Consider the following 21,339-nt stretch of genomic DNA (forward strand, 5'->3'; position numbering starts at 1 on the left):
GATGCGGACAAAACAACTCACTCGTCTCGCGCGTGAAATGGAGACCGCAAGCAGGCGGTAACGCTTCCAATCTGGTGTCACACGGCATCTGCAATACCTCAAACTTTATATTGTGTCATGGTAGCCATTAACCCAGTAGTACGATGAGAGCCAGCCAACCGACGAGACGAGAACGAACGGACACAAGGTTGCGACTGATGGTTCGATCGACCAACTCAAATCCATCGGTAGTGAAAACCGCGACGAAACGTGGGTGTGATCCACCCGGCCGGGATCGACGGAAAGAGTGTCACGATGAGCCGGGACGATGCGGATCGACGCTACTCGAGCGACACAGCACCGTCGGTTTCGTCCCGGTGTGGTTGCGAAGACGACCGGTCGCCACCGAACGTAATGTGTGCCAACTGAATTCACGACCTTACACATCATCATGAGTCAGAGCAATCAAACGACGTTAGAAAAGTTCACGAGCGAACTCGATACGATCGTCTTCGGTATCGGCGTAGTGGTAGCAACACTCGCAGTCGTGGGGTTCATCCTCCGTGAAGAAGCGGCGTCGGAACTGATGTGGGACATAAACGACTTCCTGTGGATCGACCTCGGCTGGGCGTACCTGTTGATCATGTTCGTCCTCGTCCTGTTCGTGTTCTTCCTCATACTGGGGCCGTGGGGGAACATCAGACTCGGCGGCGAAGACCAGGAGCCGGAGTTTGGCTTCCTGTCGTACTTCGTCATGCTGTATTCGGCGGCCATCGCCGCAGGGATCGTCTTCTGGGGACCGGCCGAGGCGATCTTCCATTACGACGCGCCGATGCCGTTCGTCGGTGCCGAATCCCAGACGTCCGAAGCGGCCGTCGGTGCCCTCCAGTATACCTTTTTTCACTGGGGCATCTCGGCGTGGTCGGCGTACGTGATCATGGCGATCCCGGTCGCGTACCTCGCCTACAAGTACGACGCGCCGCTTCGCATCTCGACGGTAATCGCTCCCTGGGTCGGCTTCGACAATCTCGACGGGTTCTGGGCGAAATCCATCGACATCATCGCGGTCTTCGCGACGATTGGCGGCGTCGCGACGACGCTGGGACTGGTGGGCTCGCAATTTCTCATCGGTCTCGATTACACGATGGGGATCAACCTAGGTGACTTGGGGACCGTCATCGTCATCACCGGACTGACGATCGCGTTTACCCTTTCGGCTGCGGCAGGTATCAAGCGCGGAATTCGTCGGATATCGTACTTCAACATGGGACTGTTCACGTTGTTGATGATCGCTGTCTTTCTGCTAGGGCCGACGCGATACATCCTGGCGTTCGGTACCGAGGCGGTCGGCAACTACGTGAACCAGTTCATCGCGATGAGTCTCTTCACCGGGGCCGGTGGCGAAGCGGCCGGTGTCGACGCGTTCGTAGGCGACTGGACGGTGTTCTACTGGGCATGGTGGTTCTCCTGGGCGCCGTTCGTCGGCTTGTTCATCGCACGTATCTCCAAAGGACGCACTGTTAGGCAGGTCGCGTTCACCGGCGTCTTCGCCTCGACCGGCGTGACGATTCCGTGGTTCGCCGCGATGGGCGGCACTTCAATCTGGATGCAAGACACCGGCGGAGCCGATGTCCTCGGCGTCGTCGGCGAGTACGGTGGCGACGAGGCAGCGGCGGGGTACCCGATGTTCGAAGCACTACCGCTGGGTGAGGTATTGATGTTCCTGTTCCTCCTCCTCATCACGACGTTCTTCATCACGTCGGCTGACTCCTCGACGCTCGCGCTTGGCATGTTGACGACCGGCGGTGTCGAGAGCCCCTCGACGATCAACCGCGTCATCTGGGGCGGACTTATCGGTCTGTTGGCGTCGATGCTGATGGTCGTTGGTGGCGTCGACGCACTCCAGGCTGCGGCGATTATTACAGGCGGCCCGTTCGCTATCGTCTTGTTGATCGCGATCGTGTCGATGTCGGTCATGTTCGGGAAACAACGGGCAGTGTTCCTGCAAGAAGACGAGTCGATGCCAGCAACCTCAGGGGCCGACAAGCTCGCACAGGACGACGACTGATCGAATCTATTCGTTTTTTGCGCCGTAACGGATCGTCCCAAGGCGTCGACACGAGTCCCGAAAATCAGTACCGATGGGACTCGAAGCCGAATCGACCGGCAAAAATACCCTCGAGGCGACCGACCGTCACTTTCGGACGGTCAGCACTGGTACCCACTGAACGTTACGCACACGCGATCGAAGGACGGCGTTGCGATCGGTGTGTAAAGACGGTGTTGCGATCGGTGTGTAAATCGTTACAATGGCTTCGATAGATTTCATCGATCGTATACGGGGAACGCTGTACACAACCGGTCGACGTCGGCTCGAACCTCGGCCGCGACCGCGTCGTCGTATGGGCATCCAGCACGGAGACGATCAGTTCGTCGACCATTCTGAGCTGGTCGGGACCGAATCCGCGCGTCGTGACGGCTGGCGTCCCGATCGGATGCCGCTCGTGACCATCGGCGAGCGCGTCTCGCCAAACCGGGCGAGACGGTGACGTGTCTCCATTGCCAGAGCGACACAGTTGTGAAGCGAGGAACCACCGGGAAAGATGCTCAGCAGCACTGGTGCAAGAACTGCAAGACGTACTTTAATGACCTTACAAACACGATTTTCGGCCAGCATCGCTTCGCACTCGAAGAGATGTTCTACATCGTCAAGGAGATGCGATCTGAGTTGACCGCTCAATCGCTCGTGACCTCGCTCGTGACTACAAGGCCGTTCTGGACTCCGTCCACGAAGTCCAGAACGTGAGTGGTGACATCGGCGAGTTTGACCTCTATAACGTGTGAAGCCGACGAAATCTACGTGACTGCTGGTGGGAAGGGACGCGAAGACGAGGAAGCAAGTTCGCGCAAGCGCGGACTCTGAAAAAGGGGCGAGGAGACTTCGCCTCAGACAAACCACCAGTCCTAACACTCGTCCGCCGGGATGACGGACGAGTTCGATTTCTAGTCTGCAAGAATCTCCAAGACGCTGACGACGATATCGCCGAGTACGGCGACGGCAGCGTCATCCTCTGTACCGACGACTACACGATCTACGACGATATCGAGACCAAGGAGGGGGTGGACGGCCATCTGGCCGCCAACCACTCTGACTCCTACTTCATCGGTGACGCTCACACAAACACGTGCGAGAACCGCCACAGCTTCCTTCGCCAGCAACTGGCGAAGTTCCGAGGTGTCTCCAAGCATCCCCTCCAGAAGTATCTGAACTTCCTTGCGCTGAAACTCAATTCACCAGATAATTGGTTCGAAAAAACCCTATGTTATAATGTATTGGGATGAGCGTCGAAAGGATGCCTTCTGATCTGTGCCGGAAACTAGCGAACAACTCTCAATTCGTCACGATCCGCCTGCTGCCTACCTCATCCCGTATTTTTCATTCCAGCTGCGATCCCTTTGACCGTCAATCGGAGCGTTCGTTCTTCGATATCCGTTCGGTGATTCTGATCGAGCAGGTGTACCTGCAGTATGTTCAGGGGATCGACGTACGGGTTCCGCCGCTCTAGATTTTCACCGAGCCAGTCACGGGTGTGCAGTTGGTCGCGCTCGCCGATTTCGGTGATCAGATCCGCTGCCCGCTCGTACTCGTCGGTCACCCGCGGGAAGAACCGGTCGCGGAGATCCGGCTCGGCCAGGTCAGCGTATCGGTTGGCGATCTCGAGTTCCGTCCGCGACAGCGAGAGCGCAGCGTTGTCGAGCGTCGTTCGAAAGAACGGCCACTCGTTGTACATCGTCTGTAGGATATCCATCGACCCGCCATCCTCGAGATACGCCTCGATGCCGGTTGCAAGGGCATACCAACCCGGAAGAATACACCGCGACTGGGTCCACGAGAACACCCACGGGATCGCCCTCAGGTCCTCGACTGTGCGCTCACCGCTGCGGGAGGCCGGCCGTGAACCGAGGTTGAGGTCTTCGATGACGGTGATCGGCGTCGCCTGCTCGAAGTACTGGACGAATCCCTCGCTCTCGAGGAGGTCCCGATATTCCTGTCGAGCGGTATCAGCCATGATCTCCATGGCGTCGACCCACTCCTCGCGAACCTCTTCTTCGGGCTGGTCAATCGCTTGCTTGCGCGCCCGCAATTGGGCGTTGAGCATCTGTTCGATGTTACGCTCGGCAATGCGCGGGTTGGCGTACTTCTCGGCGATGGCTTCGCCCTGTTCGGTGAACTTGACCTGACCGGTCACGGTGGAGTTCGGCAGCGCGAGCAGTGCTTCGTTCATCGGGCCGCCGCCCCGCGAGATGGAACCGCCGCGACCATGGAACAACCGCATCGTTACGTCGTGGTCGTCGCAGATCTCACCCAACCGGCGCTGGTTCTTGTACAGCGACCAGTTCGCCGCCAGAAAGCCGTTTTCTTTGTTCGAGTCCGAGTACCCCAGCATGATCTCTTGGGTTCGCCCGCGGGCTTCGAGCACTTGCGCGTAAGCCTCGTTCTCGAAGAGCGTGCCCATGATCCGTCGGGCTCCCGAGAGCGCGTATTCGGTCTCGAGTAGCGGAACGATGTCGATGCCTGCGTACTCGGGTAGGGAGACGACGCCGGCCTGATCTGCCAAGAACAGCACCTCGAGGACGTGACTGGGTTCCTCGGTCATCGAGATGCAGTAGGTGTCGATGGCGTGGACACCGTACTCGGTCTGCCAGTCGGCGAGGCTATCGAAGAGTTCGAGGACGCGCACTGAGTCCTCCGAGAGGTTGGCGGTCGCAGCGAGATCGATCACCGACTCGTCTTGTAAGACGGCGTTAGTCAGGAGTTCGACACGCTCGTCCTCTGAGAGGGCGCGGTAGTCGATCCCTTGGCGCTCGAGGGCTTCGGCGATGGCGTCGGTGTGTTTCTGCTGGTGGTTGCGCAGGTCGAGACTTGCAAGCGAGAAGCCGAACGTGGCGACCTGCCGGCGGATCGGATCGACGTGAGCGTCGGCGACGCTGTCGGCGTCATTGGCGCGCAAGCTCTCGGCAATTATCTCGAGATCGGCGCGGAGTTCGTCGGCGTTATCGTAGCCGCCCGGGCGAACGTCGCCGACAAGGCGGAGCCGCTCGCGCATGAGTTTGAGTTTCTGGCGGTAGGGTTCGTCCGGATACCGCTCCTCGGCCGTGCGAGCGCTGCCCGGCAGGCGCTCGCGGTCGCGCTCGAGGGAGGCCTGAAATTCGGAGCCAGCATCGATCCGGTTACCGTCTTGGCTCAAGACGCCAGAGAGTCGCTTGAACTCGGCCTGATAGCGCTCGAAGATCAGCGAGCGCTGGCGCTCGAGAGTATTGGCGGTTACGTCGGGAGTGACGTAGGGGTTGCCGTCGCGGTCGCTGCCCGCCCACGAGCGGAACTCGAAGAGCTTCGGAATCTCGAGATCGCCGGGGACTTCGGCGTCGATCGCCTCGTTGAGTCCGTCGTAGATCTCGCCGACCACGTCGAACAGCGTGTTCTCAAGGTACCACTGGACGTTGCGGGCCTCGTCTTCGGGTTCGGGCTGGCGGTTGCGCACCTGTGGGGTCTGCCAGAGGCTCGTTATCTCGGCATCGATGTCCTGCCAGACCTGACGCTTCTCTTTGTCTGTCAACAGTTGTTCGTCTAAGCTCTCGAGCGAGGTCGAAATCTCTCGAAGTTTGGATTTGACGGTCTTGCGGCGGGCCTCGGTCGGATGGGCGGTGAACGTCGGCTCGATCAAGACGTTATCGAGGATCTGTCGGACGGTCTCGACGTCGGCCTCGCCGAGTTCCTCGGCTGCGGTCTCGAAGCTGTCCTCAAGCGTACCCGCTTGCGATTCCGTCCGGATCGTTCGGATCCGCTCTTGTTCTTCCGCCAGATTGATCAACTCGAAGTAGGTCGTAAACGCCCGGGCGATGATCTGCTGATTATGGTGCGACAGCCGCTCGATTTCCGTGATCAAGGGCTCGCGGGAGTCGCGTTCACCGGAGCGATACTCGATCGCGGCCTGTCGGCCCGACTCGACCGTTTCGAACGCTTCGCTTGAGGTTTGCTCTTCGAGGACGGTTCCCAGTAGCGCGCCGAGTTCTCGGACGTCTTGACTAATCTCTCTCTTCTGAAGACCCATGTTCCAAGAATGTTAGTTTGAAGTTAAAAGTCCTCTGCAGACGTACCTCGCTTCATCAGTGAGGTCGATAGACGCGCGCTCTCATCGATAATTCCCACTCGCCCTAAGATGCATGGCACCACCCTGGCTTCATTTCAGTCTCAAACTGTTTCAGTTGCATCAAGGCCACAATAGCCAACAAGTATCTTAGTTTGTTTACTTTCCAACTCAGCTATTCACGTTGTTCCGGTGACATATTCGTTGTGCAAACAGCCACGAGAGGTTATCTACTGCCTTACCTTCCCGATGTGCGGAACGATAAGTTGATCTCTACAAGAGCGATCGACCCGTGTTTTCGCACCGATCGATGCGTTATCGATGTGGTCGGTTGCTTGAACGGAGTCGGAATACTGTTCCACAGCGACTCTTCTGCTGATCTGCCGACTCAAATTGTAGGACATCCAACGTGCAAAGCCGAGTAACTAAACACGACCGTCGCGGCAGCACTAACCTTTTAGCCCCACACCCGCTCTATCTACACTGGACTGCGGGACTGGGAGTTCCCCGGCGGAGGAGATACGTAAGATGAGCCAACTGACAGTCGTTACCGAGAGGGAGTCGTTCCTCGCTACTGCCGAGGCTGCACCGCCCGAAGCGAGAGTACCGATCGAGGTCTGCGTCTCCGTTTCGGACCCGTTCGCGGCGTATCGGCGCGCTCGCGATGGCTCCAACGGGTTCTACTTGGAGACGACCGGCGGACAGTCCGGGTGGGGGTACTTCGGCGTCGCTCCGGTCGAGCAGATTCAGGTTCCTCACGACGCCGTATCGGGGGATGAAAAAAGCCCGTCGATAGCCGCAATCGATACTGTTCTCGATCGTGAACAGCTAGTCCGCGGAGGATGTTCGGTCCCGTATCCTTGCGGCGCATTCGGATGGCTGTCCTACGATGTCGCCCGCGAATTGGAGACTCTTCCGGACACCACCGTCAACGATCGGAAGCTACCGCGTCTGCAACTGGGCGTGTTCGATCGCGTGGCTGCCTGGAAGGAACCTCGTGATGACGGATCGGTTACCGTACACGTTACCGCGTGTCTCGTCGTCGGCGACGATCCGACCTCTGCATACGAATCGGGCCTCGAGGATGCGATCGAACTCGCACGGGCGGCGATAGAGGGGACAGAACGACAGTGCGCTCCGCCCACAACGGCAGATCGGGCTACGTTCGAGAGCGAGTGTGGCAGAGAGGAGTTCGCAGATCGTGTCAACGCTATCAAACAGTACATCCGCGATGGGGATACATTCCAGGCGAACGTCTCTCACAGACTGGTCGCGCCCGCCGCCGTTCATCCGGTCGACGTGTTCAGCGCCGTCCGACAGGTGAACCCTGCTCCGTATTCGGGCGTACTGGAGTTTCCCGGGATCGATCTGGTGAGTGCGAGCCCCGAACTTTTGCTTGAAGTTCGCGGCGACGAGCTCGTTACGGAACCGATCGCGGGAACTCGTCCTCGAGGGACGACGACCGAGGAGGATCAGACTCTCGAAGCAGACCTCCAGGACGACGAGAAAGAACGCGCCGAACACGCGATGCTCGTCGACCTGGAGCGAAACGATCTGGGCAAGGTGTGCGAGTACGGATCGGTCGAGGTCGAAGGATACAGGCGAGTAGACCGTTACTCGGAGGTCATGCACCTCGTCTCCGTGGTATGTGGCCAGCAACGAGACGACGCGACGATCGCCGACGCGGTTTCGGCGGTGTTCCCAGGCGGGACGATAACCGGTGCACCCAAACCCCGTACGATGGCGATCATCGACGAAGTCGAAGCAACCCGACGAGGGCCCTATACGGGCAGTATCGGTATGTTTGGGTTCGATGACCGAGCAACGCTCAACATTATCATTCGAACACTTGTGCGCCACCACGACGAGTACTCGCTCCGCGTCGGTGCGGGGATCGTTCACGATTCCGATCCCACTCACGAGTACGCTGAAACGTTAGACAAGGCTCGCGCGCTCGTTGCCGCTGTCGACGAAGCGCTCGGCGACCAAACGTCGTTCACTGTCGAAACAGCGCCCGACGTGATGAGGAAACTCTGATGATCCTGATCATCGACAACTACGACTCTTTCGTCTACAATCTCGTCCAGTACGTCGGCGAGTTTACCCCCGTTGAAGTCCGCAGAAACGACCAAATCGACGTCGAGGGGATTCGGTCGCTCGATCCGGACGGGATCGTCGTCTCGCCAGGGCCGGGGAAACCCGAGGACGCGGGCATTTCCGTCGACGTGTTCGCCGAAACTGACTACCCAACGCTGGGAGTGTGCTTGGGACACCAGGCGCTGTGTGCCGCTCATGACGTGTCAGTTGGCCACGCCCCCGAAGTGATACACGGGAAGCCGTCCGAGGTTCGCCACGTCGGCACTGGACTGTACACTGGCCTCCCCGAGCCGTTCGAGGTGGGGCGATATCACTCGCTTGCCGTCGAACGAGAGTCGTTGCCGTCTCGTCTCGTCGAGACGGCCTGGACGGACGACGACCGCGAGATTCTGATGGGCGTCCGGCACGCGGGCCGACCGCACGTCGGCGTCCAGTTTCATCCCGAGAGTATCCTCACCGACGCCGGCAGGCGAATCATCGAGAACTTCTGCTCGATGGCCGCCCGATAACTGGTCTTTTCTACGGTATCTCGTTCGACGCGCCGGTCACGGTCAAGAACGAATCGCCGACTACCTTATAGGGTTTTCACAGTGATATCACTGTTATCCTATCGCTCTTAGACTATCGCCAGCGCGCACCTGATTAGAGGCTGTTTCGTCGCTACGACTGAGGATGAGGGGGTCCAGTTACCGAGACCCGTGTTGGTCCGTGGCTGAGGACAGAGCTACGAAATTCGGGACAGTCCGGGTCGGGAACGACCGTTGAAAGGGCCCATATACCTCATCCTGTGTAGGGCACCCGGGTCAGGCGCCGTGTTAAATGTTACTGTATCACTTAAAATATCTTCACGTGAATAGTTCCGGGAGTTTATACAATCTTGCCAGCAGCGGTGCGCACTCCACCCCGATTTTCCCGCAGACGGGGTGTAGAATCCGGTCGTTCCCGCTACCCGTAAATTAATTACTTCTACCGGATGACCCTGCAACCGCTGCACTGCGGCTAAAGGCTCAGCACCTACCGGCAGCCGTGGGAAGGTTACGGTCACTGCAGGTGACACTCGAAGGTAAACCAATGACAGAAATCATCGATGGAAACGAGATTGCGGATCGAATCAAGACAGAATTGGAAGTGTGCGTCGAAACACTCGGCAATCACGGCGTCACACCCGGTCTCGCGACGGTACTGATGAGCGACGACAGCGCGAGCGGGACGTACGTGAACATGAAACAGCGGGCGTGCGAGGAGATCGGGATCAAAGGGCGCCACCACGAACTCGATCCCGGAACGTCCTCGGACACGCTAGAGGACCGGATAGAGGCGTTGAACGAAAACCCGGACGTACACGGGATTCTCGTCCAGATGCCGATCCCCGACCACGTTGACGAGCAAACCATCCTCGAGCGGATCGATCCGATGAAGGACGTCGACGGGTTCCATCCGGAGAACGTCGGCAAACTCGTCACGGGCGATCCCCGGCTCAAGCCGTGTACTCCGCACGGGATCCAACGACTACTCGCCGAAACGGGCGTGGAGACGGCAGGAAAAGACATCACGGTCGTCGGCAGGTCCAACATCGTCGGGAAACCGATGATGAACCTTCTCGTCCAGAAGGACAATCTAGGTAACGCAACGGTGACTACCTGTCACTCCCGAACGAATAATCTCGCAGAAAAAACGAGAAACGCGGACATCGTTATCGCTGCTGCCGGCGTCCCAGAACTGATCGACGGATCGATGCTATCGGAAGACACCGTTGTCATCGACGTGGGCGTCAATCGCGTCGACGCGGACACCGGCAAGGGATACGAACTCGTGGGCGACATCGAGTTCGAGAGCGCTGTGGAGCAAGCCGATGCCATCACACCGGTGCCTGGCGGCGTTGGCCCGCTGACGATTGCGATGTTGCTCTACAACACCGTCAAGGCGGCCAGCCTGCAGGAGAACGTCGACGTTGATCTTCCCTGATTATCAGTGGCTCGCGCTTCCCAAAAGTAACACATACATCTCATTTTGTGTAGTTTTTGTAAAATTACTAACCTCTAGTGGAGTCTCCTGCCGCTATGCCGCAACTCAGTGCCTTCAGCCGGTTTTGACTTAAATGACCGTTGCACTTATAAGAGAAACCACCGGATTGGGATGTGTCATATGAGCACAGATAGCGTTCCGTCACGAGCAGATACTGTCGTCATCGGTGCGGGTGCCGTCGGTTGTAGCGTCGCATACCACTTGACTGAACTTGGGGCGGAGGACGTCGTTGCTCTCGATCAAGGACCGCTTCCGGTGACCGGTGGCTCCTCCACGCACGCTCCGGGGATCATGTTCCAGACGTCACCGTCGAAAATCCAGACGAAGACGGCTCACTACACGAGCCGACTCCTGAAAGACGCCGGCGTGTACAAGGAAGTCGGCGGGATCGAAGTTGCGCGATCGGAAGACCGTATGGACTTCCTCGAACGTCGTGTCGAGTGGGCGAAGTCCTACGGGCTCCCCGATCCGCAACTCCTCGAGCCCGGGGAAGTCGCGGAGCATCTGCCGCTCGTCGACGAGGACGAGATCGTCGGTGGGTACTATTCGCCGACGGACGGCCAAGTGGCCAGCACTGACGCTCTCCAGTGGTATATCAACGAGTCGGCGGCCGACTTCTACGGGAACACCGAGGTGACGGACATCGAGACGGCCGGCGGCGAAGTGACGGCTATCGAGACGGACCGAGGGCGCATCGAATGCGAGCGATGTGTTCTCGCGACAAATAACTGGGCGTACCAGACCGGACAGATGGTCGATCTCGACCTCCCGATTGCGCCTGTCGAACACCAGTACGTCGTCACCGAATCGTTGGCGGAACTCGAAGGGAACACCTCGTCGCTCGGTGACGCTACCGCCGGTCTCGAGGTTCCTGGAGACCGAAAAATCACCGAGTTCATGTCCCAGCCACCAGATCGGCCTGTCGGCCGCGATCAGGATAATTCGTTGTACTTCCGCACTCACGGAGACGGGTACGGACTCGGTTCCTACAATCACGAACCCTTGGTTGTCGACCCCGACGAGATGGGGAAAAACACCGACGAGAGTCAGGCATCGGTTCACAGTTTCACCGAGAAACACTGGACGAAGGCGACCCATCCAAATCGGGACAAGTCACCGCAACAGGCATTCGACGAGCTCCTACCTGCCACGCAGGACAAAGAATTCCAGGTTACCGAGAACGGTATCTTCGTCTACACGCCCGACGGGATGCCCGTTATCGGCGAGACGCCCGATATCGACGGCCTCTGGACCGGATTGGCGATCTGGTGGACGCACTCGGGCGGGTACGGTCGGATTCTCGCGGAGTGGATGGAAAACGGCGTCCCCCGTCTTCCGTCCGGGCCGGTCGACACCAGCGGCATCCACGTCGCACGGTTCGCACCCCACGCGGGTAACAAGGAATTCTTCATGGACCGTGGTGGAAAGCGGTACGAGCAGGTGTACAGCATTGTCGAACCTCGCTGGCAACCGGACGAGCATCGAGGTCTGCGCGAGAGTCCCTTCCATCCGCAGCAGGCGGAACTCGGCGCCGAGTTCTTCCAGAGCGGCGGCTGGGAATCCCCACAGTGGTACGAGTACAACGAGGACCTCGTCGAGGAGTACGAGGACCAGATCCCGGAGCAAGACGGGTGGCAGGGGATCAACCGGTCGCCGATCGAGGGCGCAGAGCACCTCCATACCCGAGAGAACGTTTCGATGTACGATATGACATCGTTCAGCTCGATCATGGTGGAGGGCGACGACGCCGGCGAGTTCCTCCAACAGGTCTGTAGCAACGACATGGAGATCGGCGTCGGGCGAGTTCGCTACACCACGTTGCTGAACGAGGGCGGCAACGTGATCGCGGACCTAACCGTGGCTCGCCTCGATGACGACGAATACATGGTGACCACGGGCGGCGGCAACTCGCCGGGGATCCACGGCTCCTGGCTTCAGGAGCACGCCACGGATACCGTCTCCGTCACCATCGAGGAGTCGGCGAAGTGCACCGTTGGACTATGGGGGCCGAAGTCTCGACTACTGCTCCAGCGAGTCACGGATGCTAACGTCTCTAACGACGACTTCCCGTACTTCAGCTGTAAGCGCATGTACGTCGGCGATGTGCCGGTCATCGCACTCCGGGTGTCGTACGCCGGCGAACTCGGCTGGGAACTGTGGGCCCCATCGGCATACGGTCGGAAGCTCTGGGAGATTCTGTGGGGGGCCGGACAGGATCTCGATGTCAGGCCGATCGGCGACGGCGCGCTCGAATCGATGCGACTCGAGAAAGGGTTCCGCCTGTGGGGGACTGACATCGACACGGACGTCAACCCGCTCGAGGCTGGCCTTCCCTTCGCCGTTGACCTCGACACCGACTTCATCGGCAAGGAGGCGCTCGTCGAGGCCAAAGAGGTGGGCATCGACACTGAGGTCGCCTGTCTGACGCTGAACGATTCGACCGACGCGATGCTCGGCGGTCGGCCGGTGGTCGCGGACGGCGAGGTTCTCGGATACGTACAAGCCGGCGACTTCGGCTACTCGGTCCAGGAGTCGATCGCCTACACGTACCTGCCCAGCGAGTACGCCGAGGCTGATACCGCGGTCCAGATCCAGTGTGAGGGCGAAACGTACGACGCGACGGTCCGCGACGAACCGCTGTTCGACCCCGGGCGCAATAAGATCATCCGGTGACCGAACGACTTCGATAGAATCTACAATATGAGTGAATCACGCGAACGACAGGTACGATACGAGGACATTAAGGAGGCGCACGACCGGTTGGACGACGACACGGTCGTCAAGCGCACGCCGGTCGAACAGAGCACGTCGCTCGGCGAGATGGTCGGCGGCGAGGTGTACCTGAAGATGGAGCACCTCCAGTGGACCGGGTCGTTCAAGACGAGAGGCGCCTACAACAAGGTCTCTCAGTCTGTCGAGGAAGGCGTCGACGAGTTCGTCGCTGCCAGCGCCGGGAACCACGCACAGGGCGTGGCGCTGGCGGCGACAGAGTGTGGCGCGGAGTCGACCATCGTCATGCCAAAGACCGCCCCGCAGGCCAAGATAGACGCGACCCGCGGCTACGGTGGGACCGTTGAACTCGTCGGCCAAGACTTCCAGGACGCTATGTCGTACGCCCAGTCGGAGGCTGAAGACGGCGACGCGGAGTTCGTCCACGCGTACGACGATCCGCACATCGTCGCCGGGCAAGGGACACTCGGGATCGAGATGTACGAGGACTGCCCGGACTTGGACACCGTCGTCGTCCCGATCGGCGGCGGTGGACTCATCAGCGGGATCGCGACTTCCTTCGATCACCTTTCACCCGACACGCGGATCGTCGGCGTCCAGGCAGAGGGAGCTTCGACGGTCCACGAGAGCCTAGACAAGGGGATTCCGGTCACGCTCGACGAAGTCGACACGATCGCTGACGGGATCGCAACCGGCGGCATCTCTGACTTGACGCTCGATCTCATCGACGCGCACGTCGACGAGATCGTGACCGTCTCCGACACGGAGATCGCACAAGCGATCTTGCTACTGCTCGAGCGCGCCAAGCAGGTCGTTGAAGGCGCTGCGGCGGCGTCCATCGCGGCAGTTCTGAGCCCCGAACTCGACGTTCGGGGCGAGACTGTCATGCCGCTGCTCGGCGGCGGGAACCTCGACATGACAATGCTTCAAACGGTCCTTATCCACGCTCTCACCGACCGAAAGCAGATCCTTCGGCTGCGCGTACGGATTAACGACGCACCGGGCAAGATGGAAGAGATCTCCGGAATTATCGCGAACCACGGCGCAAACATTCACGATGTCCGCCATGACCGGGCGGTGGAGAATCTCAGCGTTGGTGATTCCTATCTTGTCTTCCGGATCGAAACGAGCGGCGCCGAACACGCCGAGTCGATCATCCGGGCGATCGAATCCGGAGGTTACACCGTCGAAGACATCAACCAAAAGTAAAAAGTAAGATTACATATTCTGGAAGCATCGCCACGAAACGGAACGATATTCTTATGATTCATTGTCAGATTTGGTACCATTCACTACCGGAGTTATACGCCACTACGAAATCTTGGGAAATGGGAGTGACCCAAATGCTATCGCGAAACAAGGGTATCGCACGAGCGAGAAGACCACGAGTTAAGAATGCACGAGAGAACAGCGTCGCGAGATCGGACGGATTCGTATCGGCACGGACGGCCCGTCAGTCTTCTCGCACGAACAATTGCCACGATATGGAATCGCGTGAACTAATACTCTTCACCACATTTCGTACACGCGGTTCGTGATCTCAGCGTCACTGCTGGTTTGCTGATCGACAGGCGACCAGCGAAACGGAGTCAATCGATCGTTTGCCCGGTAATCGCCTCGGTTCGAGACCGCAGTTTGAAGAAGGTGCTCTTCGCATCAGTTGTATCAAATTCTGTGTTTCGATGCGTCTCGATCCCAAACAGTCTTTCAGGTGTATTCGAATTGTCTGACAACTCACAAAATGGCTCAGAATCGTATCCGGATCAAGTCCGTTTCGTTCAAAACGGGATCGCGCGTCCACTTTCGTCCCTGCGCTGGTTTCCGCGTCGGTGAGAAGATGATACAGATTTTCGACCTCACCGTCCAGCATTCCAACACCGGAATCCCGCATCACTGCGTCGAGTATCTGTTGATTGTAGTATGTTTTGAGTTCTCTGAGACTAGCGCCTGCATTTCACCGCTCGAGCAACCGGTCGTCGAGATTTCACTTCCAAAAAATTCGGTCAATCTTGCAACCCATCCCGGTTTCGTCAACTCCCATGGACGTAGTGCTGAGGTCGCCACCAATTTTCTTCCTGCATGTATAATGCTATCGATCGGTACGGACCAGTCCTGGCCATACTCTTATAATGGTTCCCGAATAGTGAGAGACATGCCCATCCTTTCGGGTAACCCCGATTCGCTACGAGAACGATTCGATTCCGATCAGAGACAGCTGTCGAAAGACCGTTGCCGATCAGTTCCGAAGAGATGCTAATAACAGTAAAATCTTACGCAGAACACGACGAACTTGCCCTGGTCCCGACGCTACAGAGCGCGGAGGATATCGAGATCGAAGTGATTACACAGGCGAACACCGATCCGGATTCCAACGTGTTCCCGTTTCTCATCAAGTATCCCGATCTCGACGAACTCGAGACGTTTCTCGTGGAGGATCCGACGGTCAAGAGCTACGAACTCATCGACGAGGGAGAGAACCAGCACATCTACTACATCGAACACTCCGGCGGCACCGAACTGCTGAGCCCTATTGTGACGTACGTGAACGGATTTATGCTTCGTGCGGAGACCAAATGTCGCGGATGGTTTATCCAACTCCAGCTTCCGGACCGAGAGGCACTCACCACGATTTGGGAGTACGCGAAAGAGCAGGATATACATTTCGACATCGTTGAAGTCTACGGACGGTCTGGAAGTGAAACTGACGTCGCGTACGGATTAACGGATGAACAAGTCGAAGCGCTAAAAGTAGCGTACAAGAGCGGTTACTTTAGCGAACCACGGGAGATGGCACTGAACGACGTCGCCGACGAAATCGACATTTCGTCAACCGCGATGAGCGGGCGGCTCCGACGGGGAATGCGGAACCTGATCTCCGCGGCGCTGATGGATGATGAGGATATCGATTGATTCCTCTCGTCGGAACGGCTCGTTCGAACCTTGCTCACGGTCCTCTTCGAAGAGATACACTCCATGTTCGCTCATAGAATAAATTCCACTATAGTTTGTTGATGAATATCATATATTCTCAACTATCTGTCCTGGTATATTCATATACAGTAACGCTCTTGTGTAGCACACCTGTGAAAATCCTGCGACCTAGATTATTGGCTAAATCATCATAACTGTTCGGGTCAGAGCTGGCTCATCCAATCGTATGGGCGAAAACGATCGAAGGCATTGGAACACGGAAGGCGAACACAGGGGCCTACCCCGGTCTCAGGACGCTGATCCACAGCCACGCCGCCGGCAAAGTGTTGTTTGCCGAACTCCCCGACGACCAGGTCGAACAGATACTCGACACCCACGGGCTCGCCGAAGTGACCGACGAGACGATCACCGACGAGGCGGAACTCCAAGCGGAGCGCGACCGAATCGCCGAGGACGGCTATGCCGTCGACTGGAACGAACAAGTCATTGGCATCGGGTTCATCACGGCTCCGGTCGTCGCCAACGGAGAGTTCCTAGGCAGCGTCTCGGTCGCGAGTCCGCAAGGGCGATTCCAGCACGAGGCATACCGCGAGAAACGTATCCAAGACATCATCGCTGCAGCCGAGGAAATTGCCATCAACTACCAATATGATCGTTGAGGTTATTGGTGATGTGAACACCGAAACCAGAGACCGCAGATATTGTCCGTTTTTTCCGGGCATGGAGATGAGTAATATATTATCTTTAATGGGTTTTGATTTGGTTTTTAACCAGAAGTATTATATCAAATATCTGTAGATGAATGTTAGTGAGGGAAAGAATACGTTCGACGTACACGGTCAAATACATCGGTGAAACCCTGCCTAATTACTGGACTTTGAAGGCAACAACATGAGCCAGCTATGTATGCAATCGTGAACGAACCATTTCTCGACCATAAGAATGAGAACAAACACTGCCTGCGCCGGACAAATTGCTGTGTAAGTCAAAGGTCCTGTTCTTGTCGAACAATCTCACTGGCTATTCTCGACGTTCACTGTACGATCAAAAATGTCATGACAAATGTCATGATACACGATCGGTTGGTAACTCGTCTGGCACAACGTAGGCAAGTTACCTAGCTTCAGTACCTCACAAAGCGTCATCTCCTAATTCAAGCTGAAGCCGTAATTCTGTCCTAATCGGTAGCGATTGACGTGGTTCTGACTGAATATCGAGTAGAGCCGTCGCTGTCGGAGGCGATCAGCCGCCGACGCGACAGCGTTGCCACTCGCAGGGACGCTGGCTCGGTCGGGCGTTAGCGGTGGAACCGGTCGTCAGGTGGCCGATTTTCGGGGACGGCCCGACGCACCGCGAGGGCCGTCCACGCTGCCCGGCATAGCATCTTGATGAACTCCTTGAACGACCAGGACCAGAGACGATGCCCGCTACGGCGGGGCGTCGCCACATATTCCCAGTGCAGGTACCGCCAGACGTTCTATAACAGCAAACTCACCACAACGTACAACAGCCGAACCACCGGATTTTGCGTTGTCGTCGTTGGAATGCTTTGCTCAGAGAGCCGGTAGCTGGCCTCGATACCCAAGAGTTTTGCGTAGTGGTATCGAGCATCGCGTGGTGAGTCGATGAACGGCGCGTCAGCGGCGTAGCCGTGACGCGCCACCCCGTATTCGTCGTATCGTCCGTTCTGGTAGGTACAGTCGATGTAGACGGGAAACTCGACGGTCACAGCTGGACCGTCGAGTTTCCCTGTCAGATCGTGTTGGATGGCGCAACTCCAGCCTTCCGAGAGTTCCTGCTTGATCGCCTTTCCCCAGCGGACGATCGGCATCACGTAGGCGTGGTTGTACGCCTAAAGCAGCGTGAGGCACTTTCTGTCGTAGTTTCACGGTCAAGATAAACGCCCTTGTGCCTAAGATTAAAGATATCAAGAGTGGCGAAAAACTCGGCGAGGACGCTACTGCCGGTGTCGCCGTCTTCGAGACGGCGCACTGCCAGCGTATACCGTTTGTTCTTTACACGCGCGTACAGCGTCGCATAGGCCTGGAACGTGGTGGTTCCACGCTTTGCTTCTAAATGATAGAGACCATCTGTCTCGTCTTCATCACCATAGTATGGCCGCAGGTGGAGGTCGCCGTGGACCTCCACCTGCTCGGGGAGAACGTCGAGGACGTCCTTCTTGAAAAGTGCGTTTCCAACTCGTTCAACCGATTCAAGATCGAATTTCCCACGGAGATGGTACAGGACCGTGTTTTCGTGGGGTGAATCTTCGCTGTTCTCACAGAGCTTAGAGACCGAGGTTCCGTCGGCGCACGCGCCGACGAGAATCTCGTAGATATCCTCAGCATCGGTTTCAGCGTTGTTACCGAGATCGAGTACAACTTCCTCGTCAAGGTAATGATTCAGACGCGCTTTGAAAGCTAGCTCAGAATTTGTGGCGTAGAAGTCTTCTCCAGGAAGATCTCAAGAAAGGTGTCAGCAGCGAATGTGGATTTATATGATGGTTGGCAAAACGTCCGTCAAAGAGTATTACTGCCTATCTTCAGCACCAAATTCATCAGTCGAGCGAACCACCAGAAATTATACCGTCTCATAGAAACAGCTTTAGATCGCTGTGCACCCGGTTCAAGACTCTCTTAGCCCGTTATATTCCATGCTCGAATTAGCTTTCAAACCTTCTCTAAGCCATTAATGTTGACGAGGAAGTTGAGAAGCTGGTCCTCGTGGAGCTCACTGTCTGCTTGTTGTTTGGAGTGCACATCCTCAGCAAGCAGACGTTCTAACTAAGCGGCTTTATCCGTCTTTAGCTAAGCGGAGAACCACGTGACAGCGGCGGCTTATCGAGGCATTTTTTTTTGAGAGGAATGAGGAGGCAACGGTTGTGTCCACCAATGCCTCCTCATCCCGAATTATGCGTTGGCTCACTACACTGTTTCCCTCCGAGTTCCTCGAAGAGCACGCCGAGGAACTCGGCGTGGTCGAACGTGACCGCAAGCTCCAGATCCCCGCCTTCGTCTGGGCATTCGTGTTCGGCTTCGCCGCAGGCGAAAGCCGAACACTCGCTGGCTTCAGACGCAGCTACAACTCCACAGCTGACGAACCGATCTCTCCCGGCGGCTTCTATCAGCGGTTGACGCCGTCACTCACAGAGTACTTCCGCGACCTCGTCGAGCGCGGCCTCGACGAGGTCGCTGTCCCTGACACCGTTGACACCGATATCGACCGATTCAGGGACGTGATGATCGCTGATGGAACCGTCCTTCGGTTGCATGAATTTCTCTCCGAGGAATACGAAGCCCGAAAAAAGGAGCAGGCTGGAGCAAGACTCCACCTGCTCCACAATGCCACCAAGCAGACGATAGAACGGCTCGACGTTGCTAACGAGAAAACGCACGACAGCACATTGTTTAACACAGGATCGTGGCTCGAAGACCGGCTCGTTCTTTTCGATCGAGCCTACTTCAAGTACCGCCGCTTCGCGTTGATCGATGAGAACGATGGTTACTTCGTGAGTCGGCTGAAAGAGAGTGCGAACCCGGTCGTAACGGAGGAATTACGGGAATGGCGCGGCCGCGCCATTCCCTTGGAAGGTGAGCAGATCCACGATGTTGTTGATGACCTACACCGCGAGTACATCGACGTGGAAGTCGAAGTAGCGTTTGACTGACGACCGTACGCGGGCACGCAGTCACGTGATATGAAGCGGTTCCGTGTCGTCGGCGTCCGCAACGAGGACGTCGACGACCATCACCTGTATATCACGAATCTGCCGAGAGATGAGTTCCTGCCGTCGGATCTAGCGACGCTCTATCGCTGTCGGTGGGATGTGGAGTTGTTGTTCCGTGAGTTGAAGACGCAGTACGAACTGGATGAGTTTGACACGACGAAGCATGTCGTCAAAATTCTGCTGTACGCGGCGTTGCTGTCACTGCTGGTAAGTCGTGATTTGCTTGATCTGGTCACCGAACAGGCGGACGATGAGATCGTGTTTCCGCCAGAACACTGGGCGGCGACCTTTCGGTCGCACGCCTAGCTCATCCTCCACGAACTCGGAGAGTATCTCGGCTACTCGCCGCCACCGCTACTCGAACGATTGATCGAAGATGCACCAACAACGGCCAGTATTACAAGAATGCTCGCTACTGCCACACAACCGAGGTGCGAGTCTTAGCTAAAGACGAATGCTAAGCGGCTTTGTGAAGTACTGAGTGTAGTGATCCGACGCATAATTCTTGTTGAGGGAGCATCTTAATGTACACTTGTCGCCTCCTCGTTCCTTTCAAAAGTAGCCTCGATAAGCCGTCGCTATCACATGGTTCTTCTCTTAGCTAAAGACGGATGCGCGACCGATATAGCCACTCTCTAATCCCCGCATTCTCCTGTTTGCGTAGAGCCATCAGTATGCAACCACTCGATCTTACCGTGATTTTGGTCTCAGATCCGCTTTTGACAAGAAAATAATTATCTTCACCGTGATCGTCGAGTGATTTGGCCGGAAGCTGGGAATTCCGTACAGCAAAATGGAGCATTTGCAACTATAGCACAACCATTCCGTATAGCGAACGGTCTCTCCATGTTTACCTGACCTGACAGTAGACACTCGAGAGAGCCGGAGTGAATTTACGTATGTATTTTTGTAAAATATAGCCGTCACCATTCCGCTGACTTACAAATGCGACATATTGAGTTCGAACTCCTTTGCCGCACCGAGAAGATACTCCGGGAGTTCATCCTCCAACTGTTCGCCGCGCATTCGATACGTCGGTGCAGCGACGAGTAGCCCGCCAGCGATTCCGCCGTCGACATCGTGAACCGGAACGCCGACCGCCCACAGCCCTTCCGTGTGCTCGCTGTGAGCGTACGCGTAGCCGCGTTCTCGAATCGTCTCGAGGTTCCGCTCGAGTTCATCGCGGCTCGTTATCGTTTCCGGAGTCCGTTTCGGTAGACCGTGTTTGTCGATGATCGCTGCGGTTCGTTCTTCGGGAAGGTGTGCGAGAATCGCTTTTCCCGCGGCGGACTGGTGAAGGTGGATCCGGCGACCGATTCGTACGTCGTTCCCGACGCCCTCGGAACCCCACTCGCTGTAGATGTAAGTTCCGAGGCCGTGTTCTTCGACGAGAAAGCCGACGAACTCCCCGGTTTCTTCCGCAATATTTCGCACGAGTGACTTTACCTGCTTGTAGATTGGATCGCGGTGGCGGACGTGCCCGCCGAGATCCAAAAACCGAAATCCGAGGGCGTACTCGGTGCCTTCCTTCGTCACGTAATTGTGTTTTTGCAGCGTTGCGAGGTGTCGATGAACGGTGCTCTTCGAGACGTCGACGGCGTCAGTGACTTCCGTGACCGTCGTACGGCCTCGATTATACAGCACGTTGATAATCCCGAGGAGCGTTTCATCCGATTTGATCGTGTCCGATTCGGTCATACG

Annotated in this window: 12 protein-coding genes and 3 pseudogenes; 11 read left to right on the top strand and 4 right to left on the bottom strand. The window is 57.1% G+C overall.

Going from position 1 to position 21,339, the window contains the following annotated elements; translation table 11 throughout:
• Positions 1–430 precede the first annotated feature (430 nt).
• The 3 genes and pseudogenes from QNM96_RS17195 (at position 431) to QNM96_RS17205 (ending at position 3,321) form a co-directional block, all read left to right on the top strand.
• Positions 431–2,047 carry a BCCT family transporter gene (locus QNM96_RS17195; RefSeq protein WP_283837966.1) on the top strand — a complete coding sequence of 539 codons (1,617 nt, stop codon included), beginning with the start codon at positions 431–433 and terminating at the stop codon, positions 2,045–2,047.
• Positions 2,048–2,381: 334 nt separating this feature from the next.
• Positions 2,382–2,528, top strand: a complete 147-nt coding sequence (locus QNM96_RS17200; RefSeq protein ID WP_283837897.1) for a hypothetical protein — start codon at positions 2,382–2,384, stop codon at positions 2,526–2,528.
• A pseudogene (locus QNM96_RS17205) lies at positions 2,459–3,321 on the top strand (IS1595 family transposase). Before QNM96_RS17200 ends, QNM96_RS17205 begins: the two are co-directional and overlap by 70 nt.
• A gap of 80 nt (positions 3,322–3,401) precedes the next feature.
• Here the strand turns inward: QNM96_RS17205 and ppc are convergent.
• Positions 3,402–6,092 carry a phosphoenolpyruvate carboxylase gene (gene ppc / locus QNM96_RS17210; RefSeq protein ID WP_283837898.1) on the bottom strand — a complete coding sequence of 897 codons (2,691 nt, stop codon included), beginning with the start codon at positions 6,090–6,092 and terminating at the stop codon, positions 3,402–3,404.
• A 564-nt stretch (positions 6,093–6,656) separates the two neighbouring features.
• Here ppc and pabB point away from each other — a divergent pair.
• The 5 genes from pabB to ilvA all read left to right on the top strand — a co-directional run bounded on the left by pabB (position 6,657) and on the right by ilvA (position 14,189).
• Complete coding sequence (pabB, locus tag QNM96_RS17215) at positions 6,657–8,165, top strand: aminodeoxychorismate synthase, component I (protein ID WP_283837899.1); 1,509 nt, start codon at positions 6,657–6,659, stop codon at positions 8,163–8,165.
• Positions 8,165–8,734, top strand: coding sequence for an aminodeoxychorismate/anthranilate synthase component II (locus QNM96_RS17220; RefSeq protein WP_283837900.1), 570 nt, complete (start codon positions 8,165–8,167; stop codon positions 8,732–8,734). Before pabB ends, QNM96_RS17220 begins: the two co-directional genes overlap by 1 nt.
• Positions 8,735–9,296: 562 nt before the next feature.
• On the top strand, positions 9,297–10,190 hold the full coding sequence (locus QNM96_RS17225) for a tetrahydrofolate dehydrogenase/cyclohydrolase catalytic domain-containing protein (protein WP_283837901.1): 894 nt from the start codon (positions 9,297–9,299) through the stop codon (positions 10,188–10,190).
• Between the two features lie 180 nt (positions 10,191–10,370).
• Positions 10,371–12,923, top strand: coding sequence for an FAD-dependent oxidoreductase (locus QNM96_RS17230; protein WP_283837902.1), 2,553 nt, complete (start codon positions 10,371–10,373; stop codon positions 12,921–12,923).
• Positions 12,924–12,950: 27 nt separating this feature from the next.
• Positions 12,951–14,189: a threonine ammonia-lyase gene (gene ilvA, locus QNM96_RS17235; protein ID WP_283837903.1), complete on the top strand. Its 1,239-nt coding sequence runs from the start codon at positions 12,951–12,953 to the stop codon at positions 14,187–14,189.
• Between the two features lie 337 nt (positions 14,190–14,526).
• Here ilvA and rdfA read toward each other — a convergent pair whose 3' ends face one another.
• Positions 14,527–14,871, bottom strand: a complete 345-nt coding sequence (gene rdfA / locus QNM96_RS22945; protein WP_345782541.1) for a rod-determining factor RdfA — start codon at positions 14,869–14,871, stop codon at positions 14,527–14,529.
• Between the two features lie 359 nt (positions 14,872–15,230).
• Between rdfA and QNM96_RS17240 the strand changes: the two genes are divergently transcribed.
• Both QNM96_RS17240 and QNM96_RS17245 read left to right on the top strand, forming a co-directional pair.
• Positions 15,231–15,890, top strand: a complete 660-nt coding sequence (locus tag QNM96_RS17240) for a helix-turn-helix domain-containing protein (protein WP_283837904.1) — start codon at positions 15,231–15,233, stop codon at positions 15,888–15,890.
• A 317-nt stretch (positions 15,891–16,207) separates the two neighbouring features.
• Positions 16,208–16,570 carry an IclR family transcriptional regulator C-terminal domain-containing protein gene (locus tag QNM96_RS17245; protein ID WP_283837967.1) on the top strand — a complete coding sequence of 121 codons (363 nt, stop codon included), beginning with the start codon at positions 16,208–16,210 and terminating at the stop codon, positions 16,568–16,570.
• A 638-nt stretch (positions 16,571–17,208) separates the two neighbouring features.
• Here the strand turns inward: QNM96_RS17245 and QNM96_RS17250 are convergent.
• Positions 17,209–18,317 (bottom strand): annotated as a pseudogene (locus tag QNM96_RS17250) (ISH3 family transposase).
• A 505-nt stretch (positions 18,318–18,822) separates the two neighbouring features.
• On the opposite strand from QNM96_RS17250, the pseudogene QNM96_RS17255 reads away from it, so the two are divergent.
• Positions 18,823–20,082, top strand: a pseudogene (locus tag QNM96_RS17255) (IS4 family transposase).
• Positions 20,083–20,577: 495 nt separating this feature from the next.
• Here QNM96_RS17255 and QNM96_RS17260 read toward each other — a convergent pair.
• The gene (locus tag QNM96_RS17260) at positions 20,578–21,336 is read right to left on the bottom strand and encodes an IclR family transcriptional regulator (RefSeq protein WP_283837905.1); all 759 of its coding nucleotides are present in this window, start codon (positions 21,334–21,336) and stop codon (positions 20,578–20,580) included.
• Positions 21,337–21,339: the final 3 nt, after the last annotated feature.

Origin of the sequence: Halostagnicola sp. A-GB9-2, assembly GCF_030068615.1 — an archaeon.
Taxonomy (GTDB): Archaea; Halobacteriota; Halobacteria; order Halobacteriales; family Natrialbaceae; genus Halostagnicola.